Source organism: Devosia sp. (assembly GCF_028290645.1).
GTDB lineage: Bacteria > Pseudomonadota > Alphaproteobacteria > Rhizobiales > Devosiaceae > Devosia_A.
This window is the reverse complement of sequence record NZ_JAQGJL010000306.1, coordinates 15,753-27,565: the sequence shown is the minus strand read 5'-3', so window position 1 is coordinate 27,565 and position 11,813 is coordinate 15,753. Positions and strand designations below refer to the sequence as shown.

Sequence of the window (11,813 nt, the reverse complement as noted above, 5' to 3'; positions counted from 1 at the left end):
CAACAAGACGCTGTTCGCCGCGAACGGCTGGACCCCGCCGACCACCACTGTCGAACTCGAGACGCTGGCCGACGCCATGCTCGCCAAGGGCATCGTGCCGTTCGGCGCCGGCAATGCCGACTGGCGCCCGACCAACGAACACTATGTCTCGATCATCCTCAACTCGGTGGCCGGCCCCGATAACGTCTACAAGGCGCTGAAGGGTGAAATCCCGTGGACTGCCGAGCCCTTCGTCAAGGCGATCGATACGCTCAACTCGTGGTGGCAGAAGGGCTATTTCGGCCCCAACTACTTCTCGCTCACGGGCGAGCAGGCCTTCGCGCAGGTGGCGACGGGGCAGGCCGGCATGGCGCCCACCGGCACCTGGAACTTCTCGAACGTCGGAACCTATTTCGCACCCAACAATGCCGAGCCGGGCTTTGTCGGTTTCCCGTCCGATCCGTCGGTCGGGGCGCCGGTCTATGCACTTGGTATCGGCTCGACCTTCTCGATCGCCTCGACCTCGCAGAATCCGGATGGCGCCGCGGCGGTCATCGACTACGTGTTCTCCGACAAGTTCTACGGCGACATCAATTCGGTCTGGCAGGGTGAATGGAACGCGCCGCTGCGCGATCTCTCCAAGGTCCAGATGTCGCCCGACGTCCTGCCGCTTTACACCGAGACGATGAAAAACCTCGCCGCCTCGGTGGACAAGGGGCAGTACGGCTACACCACCTGGACGTTCCTGCCGCCTGCGACCGACACGTATCTCGTGAGCGGCATGGAGGAAGTCTGGCTGGGCAAGTCAACCACCGCCGACTTCCTCGCCAAGCTCGATGCGACCTTCAAGCAGGAAGCCGCCGAGGGGAAGGTGCCGGCGATCCCGGCGCGCGACGAGTAGTTCCAGCTCCTGGATCGGCAAGGTCAGCCTTGCCGATCTGCTCTAGTTCACGTCCTCCCGACGTGTCGGACGGGGCGGCGGCATCGGGCTGCCGCCCCATCCAACGGAGATTCCCATGCACCGGCTCTATCTGGTCCCGACATTGCTCATCAATGTCGTCATCATCCTCATTCCGGCCCTGCTGACGATCGCTCTTGCGTTCTTCCGCTGGGACGGCATCACCGTGCCGAGCTTTGTCGGGCTGGGCAATTTCGAGGCCCTGCTCGGCGACCGGGTGTTCTGGACGGCCTTCACCAACAACCTGATCTGGACCGCGATCTTCATGATCGTGCCCATCGGCATGGGCCTCCTCGCCGCCACTATGATGCTGGTCGCGAGGCGCGGCAGCACCTTCTTCCAGGTCGTCTACTTCCTCCCGGTGGTGATCGCCACTGCGATCACGGCACGCGTCTGGCAGGGGATGATCTACAGCCCGGTCACCGGCGTCTTCGGCCTCCTCAACCGCATGGGCATCGGCATCGCCAACCCGCTGGCGCAGCCATCCACCGCGCTCTACGGCGTCGCCGCTGTCGACCTCTGGCACTGGTGGGGCTTCTTGTGCGTCATCTTCTTTGCCGCACTCCGCCAGGTGCCACAGGAACAGATCGAGGCGGCGCGGCTCGAGGGGGCGACCTTCTTCCAGATGATGCGCTACGTGCTGCTGCCGGGCATCAGGCCCACCATCACCCTGATGATGGTGATGACCATCATCTGGTCGTTCCTGGTCTTCGACTTCGTCTACATCCTCACCCAGGGTGGCCCGGCTTTCTCGAGCGAAGTGCTCTCCACCATGGCCTACCGCAACGCCTTTTACGACCTGAACGTCGGGCAGGCGGCGGCGGTCGCCCTCGTCATCAGCTGCATCGGGCTCGTTGCGACCTTCTTCTACATCCGCATCCAGGCGAGAGAGCACGAACATGAAGCTGGTTGAAAGCCGGACGACGCTCACCATCACCTATGTGGTGCTCGGCATCGGGCTGTTCGTTGCGCTATTCCCGATTGCGCTACTGGTCCTCAATTCGCTGAAGCCTGCCGCCCAGATCGTCCAGAACCCGCTGGCGCTGCCCGACGTGATCCGCTGGGACAATTTCGCCCGCGCCTGGAAGGACGCCAAGTTCGGCCAGACCTTCTTCAACTCGGCGCTGCTGACGGCGCTGACCATCATTCTGGTCTGCTCGACCGCCTCGCTGACCGCCTATGTGCTGGCGCGCCGCAAGGTGAAGAGCTGGAAGATCGTGACGTTCTACCTGCTCGGCACCACCACCGCGCCGATCCAGCTGTTCCTCTTTCCGCTCTATTTCGGCGGGGCCAAGCTCGGGCTCATCAACAACGTGTTCTTCGTCGCGGTGATCTACACCGCCATCTACTCGCCCTTCGCGGTCATGCTGCTCCGCACCTATTTCCTCGCCGTCCCGCGCGAGATCGAGGAGGCGGCATTGGTCGATGGGGCAAGCCACTGGCAGGTCTTCACCAGGGTCATGCTGCCCATCGTCTCCCCGGGCATCCTCACCGTGGCGCTGATCATCGGCCTCTATTCCTGGAACGAGTTCCTGATCGCCACGACCTTCCTCCAGAAGGCAGACAAGCTCACCGCTGTGGTGTCGTTCTTCCTGCTCTCGGGGCAGTACAGCTCGGACTGGGGTGAGATCATGGCCGCCGCGCTGATCATCGTCCTGCCGGTAGTGATCCTGTTCGTGCTGCTGCAGCGGCGCTTCATCGAAGGCATGGCTGGCGGCTCGGTCAAGGGCTGAGCCCCGCAACCAACACATCCACAGGAGTTTTCAAGTGCAGGTTCCGAACGACTATCTCGAACGCGTCTATGCCGGTGTGCTTGGCAAGCTGGTCGGCGTCTATCTCGGCCGCCCGTTCGAGGGCTGGACCTATCAGCGGATCATGGCCGAGCTCGGGCCCATCGAGTACTACGTGCACGAGCGGCTCAACCAGCCGCTGGTGGTCACCGATGACGATGTCGCCGGCACGTTCACCTTCATCCGCGCGCTCGAAGACTACGGCATCAAGCCGGACCTCAGCGCCGAGGAGATCGGCAAGGCCTGGCTCAACTACATCGTCGAGGAACGTTCGATCTTGTGGTGGGGCGGCAATGGCAATTCGACCGAGCACACCGCCTGGCTGAACCTGAAGCGCGGCGTCGCGGCGCCGGCCTCGGGTTCGATCGCCGTCAACGGCCAGGCCGTCGCCGAGCAGATCGGCGCCCAGATCTTCATCGACGGGTGGGCCATGGTCGCGCCGCGCCAGCCGGAACTGGCGGCAAGGCTCGCCGAGCAGGCCGGCAAGGTCAGCCACGACGGTGAATCCGTCCATGCGGCGATGCTGTGGGCGGCGATGGAGGCGGAAGCTTTCGGCTCCTCCGACATCGACCACCTGCTCGACACCGGGCTGGCGCAAATCCCGCGCGACAGCCTGATCGCCAGGTTGATCGCCGACATCCGCGCCTGGCACAAGGCGAACCCGGATTGGCGGGATACCCGCAAGCAGATCGAGGAGAAATACGGCTACGACAAGTACCCCGGCAACTGCCATGTCGTGCCCAACCACGCGCTGATGGTGATGGCGGTGCTGTATGCGCCGCACGACTTCCAGCGCGCGCAGATGATCGTCAATACCTCGGGCTGGGACACCGACTGCAACGCCGGCAATGTCGGCTGCCTGCTCGGCATCATGAACGGGCTCGACGGGCTCGATGAAGGTCCGGACTGGCGCGGGCCGATCGCCGACCGGCTGCTCATCTCGTCTGCCGATGGCGGCAGTTCGATCAACGATGCGGTGCGTCAGGCCTACTACCTCACCGATCTCGGCCTGCAGCTTGCCGGAGGCCAGAAGATGGCGGCGCCCAAGGACGGCGCCCAGTTCCACTTCTCGCTGCCCGGCAGCCGGCAAGGCTTCCAGCCGCAGTTCGGCGTTGCGTTGAGCAAGGACGTGCGGGTCTCGAACGCCGAGTTCGAGGGCAGCAGGGCGCTCTCCATCGCCTACGAGGCGCTCGGTCCCGGACAGGTGGCATGCGCCACCACCCCGACCTTCTCGCCGCGCGAAATGCTCAACATGCGCACCTACGACCTGATGGCGACTCCGCTCGTCTATCCCAGCCAGGTCGTGAAGGCCCGGGTCGCGGCGCCCGCCGCCAACAAGGGTGCGATCGACGTCCGGCTGCGGCTGCGCGTCTATGATGAGCATGACCAACTGCGCGACGTCGACGGCGAAGCCGTGGCCCTGCAACCCGGCGCCGAGACGGTGCTGGAATGGACCCTGCCCGAGTTCGGCGGACAGCCGATCGGCGAAATCGGCCTTGCAATCACCGGCACCGGCAAGCGGGCGGACGGCATGCTGCTGGTCGACTATCTCCGCTGGGACGGTCCCGCAGCGCTGACGCTCCGCCGCCCGGCCGGAGACTGTGATTTCTGGCGCATGGCGTGGGTCAACGGCGTCGACTTCTACTCGAAGCGCTTTCCGCCCAGCTTCCGCATCTCGCAGAACCGTGGCGAGGGGCTGATTTCACACGGTACCCGGCAGTGGACCGACTACGCGGTCAAATCCGAGATTGTCATCCACCTCGGCAACCATGGCGGCGTTGCGCTGCGAGTCCAAGGGCTCCGGCGCTACTACGGGGTACGGCTGACCCGCGAGGGCAAGCTGCAGATCGTCCGGGTCCGCGACAACGAGACCAGCGTGCTGGGGGAGACGGCGTTCCCGTTCCAGTTCGAAAAGAAACTCTCCGTCACGGCCCGAGTCCGCGGGACCCGCATCGAGGCGACCGTCGACGGCGTTTCCATCAGCGTCGAGGACACAGACGAGCATGCGTTCAAGGATGGGGCCATCGGCCTGTTCATCAGCGAGGGGGCGCTCTCGACGGACGCGGTGAGCATCACCGGCTGAGCATCGGCCGCGGAGCCCCGGACTGGATCGCGAGAACTTGCGCCCATCCGGGGGACCCGCGGCCACCTGCGGTTCGCACTCAGCGGATGCTTGCCTGGGGTCCGCCGCTCTCGCTGTAGAACAGGGCAAGGGCGTGCATCTCGTCCGGTGTGAGCTGCTTTGCGATGTTTCGCATCTGTCCAAAGATATCGTTCGCGCGCACGCCCTGGGCGAAGAACTGCAACTCCGCTTCGATGTAGTCGGGACGCTGTTGTTGCAGTGCGGGCGCCCCGATCTTGTAGCCACCCTGTCCATGGCAGGCCGCGCAGGGCGGGATACCGCGAGCCGGATCGCCCGCAAAGGCCAGCCGCTTGGCCGGATTTGTCTCCCTCAGGCTGCGCCCCGGCTCGGGAACGCGATAGCCATCAACCGGCGGGAGCCCGTTGGGTTGAGAGGCAAAATAGGCCGCGACGTCGGCTGAGTCCTGATCGGACAGGGCCTTGGCGACGCCTCCCATGACGCCCCAGGGGCGCTTGCCGGTCCTGAAATCGTCGAGCTGCTTGTAGATGACGGCCGGACTCATCCCGGCAAGTGTGGGATATACATCCGAGCCGCTCACGCCTCGCTGTCCATGGCAGGCGACACAGTTCATGGCGATGAAGGCACCTCGCTCGGCATCGCCCGAGGCAATCTGCTCGAGCGTGCTGGGGGTCCAGGCGATCCGTGTCGGTGTGTTCAATGCCGGCTGTGGCTGGGTTGCCGGTGCCGTGTCCGAGGTGATGCCGAGGCCACGGCAAATCGCGGCCCACAGATCAAGCGTCGGAGCGTTCTGCTGAAATCGGCTGAGAACTCCAAAGCCCAGCACCACCGAAACGACCAGGGCGCCCGCCACCACGCCCCAGCCGATTACCGGCCATGGATTGCTGAGCTTGAAGGGGCCGCGATCGTGAGCCACTAGCGCGCCTCGTTCGATGCACGAACGACTTCGTAGGCCGGCACCGTCGACTTGAGGACGAAGAACTGTCCGATCGGATAGCCGTAGGCGACCAGCATGAGCACAACCAGGATGCCGTTCCACAGTGCGAAGCCGTTCAGGGATGATGGCACGGTTCGGGGCGGATTTACCGCCAGCGCATAGCGCATCGGTTCGGCAAGCTTTCTCTCACCGACCTGCGAGAGCAGCAGGATGACGATGAGCAGGATCGCCGACACCAGCAGGATCGCCCCGCCGATCACCGAGGCGATGACCCAGGGCGCCGTCGGGGCGACGAACGGATCGCTGTAGTCGAAGATGGCGACGCGCCGCGGCTGCCCCATCAGGCCGGTGATGTGCCAGGGAATGGTGACGATCATGATGCCGGCGAACCACAGCCACAGCTGCCAGCAGGCGAGGGTCTTGGACCGCAAGGGCCTGCCGGTCATGCGCGGCCACATCTCATAGGCGGTGGCGAAATACATGATCACCACCGCGCCGCCGAAGATCAGATGGAAATGCGACGTCACCCATGACGTGTTGTGGATCATCGAATTCATCGCGTAGCTCATGTTGATGAGCCCGCCGAACCCGCCCAAGCCCAGCATCACCAGCGACAGCCCGACCGCCAGCACGATGGGCTCGTTCCACGGCAATGCCGCAACCCAGCCGAGCAGCCCCTTGCCGCCACGCGCCCGCCCGGCGATTTCGAGGCTCGCGGTCAGCGAGAACACTGTCAGCAGGGTCGGCAGCGCGACAAAGAAGGTGAGGAACGACTGCACGAACTTGAACCCGTCGCCAAGCTCCGGATCGGCGAACATGTGGTGGAGCCCGACGGGGAGCGAGAAAACCAACAGCATGATGAAGGTGAGCCGTCCCATCGTGTCGCTGTAGAGCCGCCCGCCGGCTGCCTGTGGCACCAGGGTATAGAAAGCGACATAGGCCGGCATGAGCCAGAAATAGACGATGGAGTGGAGCGTGATCGAGAACAGGGTGCGGGCGAGACCGGGATCGATCTCCGTCGTCAGTGCGAGAGACCGTGGCAGGAGGATGCCGAGGAGCTCGATGACGACGCCGCTCGCGGACCAGCCCCACAGTATCGCCGTGGCGGTCATCGCGAACATCGCCAGCGGCACCGGATGGCCCGGATTGTCCCGCTTCCACAATCCCATGTTGTAGATCATCAGCACGACCCAGATCATCGATCCGGCGACGAGCAGGAAGACCCCGCCATAGTAGTAAGCGCTTGCGAGCAGCGGCGGATAGAACGTGTAGAGCACCGATGCCCGGCCGGACAGGATCGTTGCCACCGCCATCACCGTGCCGACGAGGCAGATGATGAAGCCGATCCATGCCGCCGTGGCCCCGCGGATCGGGCGGCCGAGGCTGGTCGCCGCCACCGCGTAGCCGAGCCCCATGGCAAAGAACGTGGTGACCACATAGGCCATCACCGTGCCGTGCAGCGTCACCGACGTGTAGTACGCATCGGGATCATCGAGCGGCGCCGGCAGGGGGCTGCGCATCAGCATCTGCCAGGCACCCAGCACCACGGCCGGCAGGAAGACTGCAAAGGCGACCCAGAAGTGCAGCAGGGCCAGGCGGCCGCTATTTTGCACAGCTTGTCCTTTCGTCTGCGGTCAGTGTTGGGAACTGCTCGGCCGGCACCACCTCGACTTTCGCCAGCATGCCGTGATGACCGCTGCCGCAGAACTCGTTGCACGGCATGCTGTAGACCCCGGTCCGGGTGAAGGTGGTTCGGACCTCCGCGATGTAGCCCGGGACGACCATCGTGTTCACGTTCGTTACGGGAAGCAGGAAGCCGTGGATCACATCGGTGCTGGTGAGGCGGAACTTCACCGGCGTATCGGCCGGGACCAGCGTGCAGGAGGGGACGAAGGCGTACTGATCTGCAACCAGCCGCGCCGTGACCGAGCCGTCGGGTTCGCGGGCGGTGCCCAGGTTGCTTTCGGCAAACTCACCACCCAGATGCAGCGTCGTCGGGTCGATCGTCTCGACGTTGCTGGGTGGATGAAGAGAATCGGTGATCCCCGTCACGACGATCACCACCATCATCAAACCGAGCATGCCGAGCATGACTGCCACCCACCGGTTCTCGGTGCGCGTGATCTCTTCCTCCGGCATGATCCCATCGGGAAGGCGGCGTCTCAGCGGATGGGTTTCGGTCTCAGCCAACTGCGCCTCGCGGCAAGAACAGCAGGAAATAGAAGAGGAGCCAGCAGATAAAGAGCAGGCCCACGGCGATCGCGGAGATCAGCAAGGCGCCGCGCGGGCCGTATTTGAGTGCCTGTACGGCAGTCTCGGTATCGATCGGCACGGCCACGTGCTCTCTCCTGCTGGCGGCGGACCTGTGCGGTTCTCCCTCTTCGGTCAGCATGCGACCTCCTATTGCGGTGCCACGATGGCGTCGGACCCGCGGACCTGCTGGTAGTATGCGGCGACCGCCGCGACATCCTCAGCGGTGAGCTTGGCAGCCAACGGGGCCATCTCCTCGGGGCTGCTGGTGCGGTAGCCGCTCTGCCACATCTGCAATTCGAAGGCGATGTAGCTCGCGTATTGGCCGGCGAGGTACGGGATAACCGGCGGCTCGCCCGCGCCCTCCGGGCCGTGGCAATTGTCGCAGGCCTGAATCCCACGGGCCGCATTGCCGACCTTGGCAAGCTCCTGGCCGGCCTTGACCAGTGTTTCGTCAGGCTGCGCGAGCGGCAGGAACGGAACGTCGAGTTCGGCAAAATAGGCCGTCACGGCGGCCACGTCTTCAGCGCTCAGCGCCTTGCCGATCGGGGACATGATGGCGCTGTTGCGCACACCGGAGGCAAAATATCCCAGCTGTGTTGCAAGGTACGAGGCTGGCTGGCCGGCGATTCTAGGGAACGCCCCGCTTCCGTCGGATGCACCATCGAAGGCGTGGCATAGCGCGCAAGCCGGTGCGCCCGATGCCGTGCCTTGGGCCGCGATTATCGCGCCGCGCCCGCGGTCGGGCGCCGGCGTGTCGGACTGGGTCTGCGCCATCGCCGCGTAGATGAGGCCGGGGGCGGCGACGAGGATCGCGGCGAGTGCAACGGACGGGAGACGACCGAGAGTCATTTTGGCACCAGCGGCCCAGGCGACTTCAGGTACTGGTTCTGGATCGCATCCAGCGCCCAGTAGGTCAGCGCACCAACCGTGTCCGTAAGATTGTAGGCGGCGTTCTGGGGGATCGCCGAGCCGCCCAGGCTGAACACGTTGTGGACGTCCCAGGACTGCAGATAGCGGTTGACGACGCTGGTGTTCGGATCGGCGCCCATGATCGCACCGCCCGCGTTGTGTGTGGTCTGATATACGGTCGTCGTGTACGGCCGGGTGGTACCGCCACGGATGATGCTCGTGCCGCCCATCGCCTGCCCGATCTGGACGACTTTGTCGGCGATGTACTGCGACATCCGGATGTCGTTCTCAGGGAAGTCGAACGTCATGCGCAGGAGCGGCATGCCCCACGCGTCCTTGTACGTTGGGTCGAGGTCCAGATAGTTCAGCCGGCTCGACGTGGAGGTGCCGTATTGCCCAACCAGTATGGTGTGGTTGTAGTGACGCGCGACAGCCTGCTTCCATTCGAGGCCCCAGGCAGGAGTGCCCGAGGGCGTGGGGTGGTTCTCGATCGGGCGGCCCGAGGTCATGATCGCGCCGACATATTGTCCCCCGATGAAGCCGAGCTGCGCGTGGTCGAAATTGTCACCGCCGAAATCGTCGATCACCGTGCCGTTGGCGCCCGACGCCATGTAGGGATTGATGTTGATGCTCTCGTCCAGGAACACCGTCGCCCCACCGGTGGTCTGATAGGAGTAGCTCCGTCCAACCACGCCCTCGCCGGTCGTCGGGTTGTAGGGTTTGCCGATACCCGAAACCAGCAGCATGCGGACGTTGTTGAGCGGGAACGCCGTGACCAGCACCAGGTTGGCCGGCTGCTCGTATTCGTGGCCGGTGGCGTCTGCGTAGGTGACGCCGGTGGCCTGCGTGCCGGTTGAGTCCAGGTTGATTTTCAACACCTGGCAGTTGGTTCGCAGCTCGTAGTTCGGCATCTTCAGCAACACTGGCAGCATCGTCGTCTGGGGGCTGGCCTTGGCGAAATGCTCGCACGCATAGCGTTCGCAAAAGCCGCAGAACACGCACTGTCCAAGCTCCAGGCCCTCCGGATTGGTGTAGGGCTGGCTCAGGTTCGAGGATGGCTGCGGATAGGGATGGTAGCCGAGACTGTCGGCTCCCTTGCGAAAGATCGCCCCGAAATAGGGCTCCTTCATTGGCGGAGTTGGGTAGCCGCGCGTGCGTGGCGCTTCGAACGGATTGCCGCCCGGCACGATCTGTCCGTTGATATTGCCGGCCTGGCCACTTGTCCCCAGCAGATACTCGAAGCGGTCGTAATGGGGCTCGAGTTCGTCATAGGTGACGCCCCAGTCCTGCACGATCAGCTCGGGTCCGCACTGCTCGACGAAGTTCGCGCCATAGCGCTCGGCCAGATGCGTCTTGTAGATGAAGTCGGCGACCTGGTACCGGTAGGTCTGCCCGTTCCAGTGCACGAACGAGCCCCCCAGGCCCGTCCCGGGCAGGAAGCTTTGCCAGCGGCGGATCGGCAGGGCCGTCTGGTCCGAACTGTTGCGGAAGGTCACCGTCTGTTTGACGTTGTCCTGCATCATCGCCTTGCGGATCGAGAAGCGGAGTTCGTCGTGGATCGCAGGTGACTGGAAATCCGGCACCGTCTCGCGTGGTGCGCCGCTTTCAATTCCGACGATCTTCAGTCCCAGCTTCCCCAGTTCCAGCGCTGCCATCGTGCCGGTGAGGCCAACACCGATGGTCACGACATCAACCGACTGCAGGACGTCTGCCACTTTTGATCTCCACCTTGGTCAGGGTGAGCGGGCCGGGATGCCCGGATCGAGGGTGATGTGTCCGTGAATGTTCTCGGCGAGGCTCGTGGGAGCCCGATCGAACTTGATGCCGTGCTGGTCGACGAGATCGTAGTACGAGGCATAGGCGCCCGGGAAACCGAGCATCCGCCAGGAGAGCATATCCTGGTTACCGCCATAGACGGGGTCGCTGAAAAAGCCCTCGATGGTGGCCTCCCACAGCTCGGCGAAGAATTCGGCGGAGGGAACCCCGCCGAGATCCTTGCCGCCCGCCTGCAGTCCCTTGAGATAGGTGTCCTGGTCGGCAGGACTCATCTTTGCGAACGGGGTCTGGGACAGTTCGGCATTGATCGCGCGCATCGCCGTCCGAAACAGCTCGGCGGGCGTGAAGGCGAGTTGATAGCCTTGGCTTGGCGTGCCGGCCTGCCATGGGCCGCTGCGGTACAATCGCTCTCCCGCGCCCCACCCGGACGCCATTTCCTTGTCGATGTAGTTCGACACCCCTGCTTCGAGCGCGCCGCCCCACTGGTCGTCCTTGGGAATGAGGCGGGCAACGGCGGCCTCGATGAAGGCGGCCTCATCGGTATTGAAGAAAAGATAAGTGTAGGACGGGGCCGTCGAAGAAGGGGCCGGAGCGGGAGGGGCCGTAGGGGCAGGAGCCGCAGGCTGTGCCTCAGGTGTGGGTGCTTGTTGTGCCTCGGCAGCACCGGAGGCAGCAGCAATGGGCAATACAGAGGCGCCGAGCGCTCCCACGCCCTTCAGTACCGTCCTGCGCGAAACCTTTACCATTGTGGCTAGATCCCGGAATTTTCAGATAACAGCGAGCGCCCTAAAGCTTAGTTCGTTCCTCGGCGATCAAGTAATCATGCAGGAGAAAATGCGCTCTACGGCAACAAAGTGCAACATAAATTGCACCAAGCAACTGGAAGCTAGCCTGCAATGCCGCCAACTCATCGCGATCTCCCGATCGAATACTGATGAATTCGGCAATTACTGTGAATGCCATCATACTGCGTAGATCGCATACTGTCCAGTGGACCGTAGCGCCCTTTGGCCGTCGCCGGCCAGATCGCCTTGCGGCGCAGGCCGGAGCGGCTGCCGTCGCAAGCTGGAACTCGGCAAGATAGCCGCGCTCGCCGCAACACCGCGAAAG

General features: G+C 64.0%; 11 protein-coding genes. 4 read left to right on the top strand and 7 right to left on the bottom strand.

Annotated features, from left to right (window positions below):
* The 4 genes from JWQ89_RS16590 to JWQ89_RS16575 form a co-directional block, all read left to right on the top strand.
* On the top strand, positions 1-880 hold an 880-nt coding region (locus tag JWQ89_RS16590; protein WP_299642759.1), incomplete at its 5' end, for an extracellular solute-binding protein.
* A gap of 115 nt (positions 881-995) precedes the next feature.
* A complete protein-coding gene (locus tag JWQ89_RS16585) occupies positions 996-1,850 on the top strand; it encodes a sugar ABC transporter permease (protein WP_299642758.1) in 855 nt (284 codons plus the stop codon).
* Complete coding sequence (locus JWQ89_RS16580) at positions 1,837-2,670, top strand: carbohydrate ABC transporter permease (RefSeq protein WP_299642756.1); 834 nt, start codon at positions 1,837-1,839, stop codon at positions 2,668-2,670. The genes JWQ89_RS16585 and JWQ89_RS16580 overlap by 14 nt, the downstream gene beginning before the upstream one ends.
* A 34-nt stretch (positions 2,671-2,704) precedes the next feature.
* Positions 2,705-4,810 (top strand): ADP-ribosylglycohydrolase family protein, encoded by a 2,106-nt coding sequence (locus JWQ89_RS16575; protein WP_299642755.1) that lies wholly within the window; start codon positions 2,705-2,707, stop codon positions 4,808-4,810.
* A gap of 79 nt (positions 4,811-4,889) precedes the next feature.
* On the opposite strand, the gene JWQ89_RS16570 is transcribed toward JWQ89_RS16575, so the two are convergent.
* The 7 genes from JWQ89_RS16570 to JWQ89_RS16540 are packed head-to-tail and all read right to left on the bottom strand — an operon-like array spanning position 4,890 to position 11,413.
* A complete protein-coding gene (locus JWQ89_RS16570) occupies positions 4,890-5,744 on the bottom strand; it encodes a c-type cytochrome (protein ID WP_299642753.1) in 855 nt (284 codons plus the stop codon).
* Positions 5,744-7,378, bottom strand: coding sequence for a cbb3-type cytochrome c oxidase subunit I (locus JWQ89_RS16565; protein ID WP_299642752.1), 1,635 nt, complete (start codon positions 7,376-7,378; stop codon positions 5,744-5,746). The genes JWQ89_RS16570 and JWQ89_RS16565 overlap by 1 nt, the downstream gene beginning before the upstream one ends.
* The gene (locus tag JWQ89_RS16560) at positions 7,368-7,955 is read right to left on the bottom strand and encodes a cytochrome C oxidase subunit II (RefSeq protein WP_299642751.1); all 588 of its coding nucleotides are present in this window, start codon (positions 7,953-7,955) and stop codon (positions 7,368-7,370) included. The genes JWQ89_RS16565 and JWQ89_RS16560 overlap by 11 nt, the downstream gene beginning before the upstream one ends.
* Positions 7,948-8,157: a hypothetical protein gene (locus JWQ89_RS16555; protein ID WP_299642749.1), complete on the bottom strand. Its 210-nt coding sequence runs from the start codon at positions 8,155-8,157 to the stop codon at positions 7,948-7,950. The genes JWQ89_RS16560 and JWQ89_RS16555 overlap by 8 nt, the downstream gene beginning before the upstream one ends.
* A gap of 8 nt (positions 8,158-8,165) precedes the next feature.
* On the bottom strand, positions 8,166-8,867 hold the full coding sequence (locus JWQ89_RS16550; RefSeq protein ID WP_299642748.1) for a c-type cytochrome: 702 nt from the start codon (positions 8,865-8,867) through the stop codon (positions 8,166-8,168).
* The gene (locus JWQ89_RS16545; RefSeq protein ID WP_366144017.1) at positions 8,864-10,642 is read right to left on the bottom strand and encodes a GMC family oxidoreductase; all 1,779 of its coding nucleotides are present in this window, start codon (positions 10,640-10,642) and stop codon (positions 8,864-8,866) included. The genes JWQ89_RS16550 and JWQ89_RS16545 overlap by 4 nt, the downstream gene beginning before the upstream one ends.
* Before the next feature lie 18 nt (positions 10,643-10,660).
* Positions 10,661-11,413 carry a gluconate 2-dehydrogenase subunit 3 family protein gene (locus JWQ89_RS16540; RefSeq protein WP_299642747.1) on the bottom strand — a complete coding sequence of 251 codons (753 nt, stop codon included), beginning with the start codon at positions 11,411-11,413 and terminating at the stop codon, positions 10,661-10,663.
* Between the last annotated feature and the right edge of the window lie 400 nt (positions 11,414-11,813).

Bases quoted from the DNA above. Each gene is read 5' to 3' on its own strand.
- JWQ89_RS16555 (WP_299642749.1), bottom strand. From the start codon at position 8,157: ATGCTGACCGAAGAGGGAGAACCGCACAGGTCCGCCGCCAGCAGGAGA.
- JWQ89_RS16580 (WP_299642756.1), top strand. From the start codon at position 1,837: ATGAAGCTGGTTGAAAGCCGGACGACGCTCACCATCACCTATGTGGTG.
- JWQ89_RS16585 (WP_299642758.1), top strand. From the start codon at position 996: ATGCACCGGCTCTATCTGGTCCCGACATTGCTCATCAATGTCGTCATC.
- JWQ89_RS16550 (WP_299642748.1), bottom strand. From the start codon at position 8,867: ATGACTCTCGGTCGTCTCCCGTCCGTTGCACTCGCCGCGATCCTCGTC.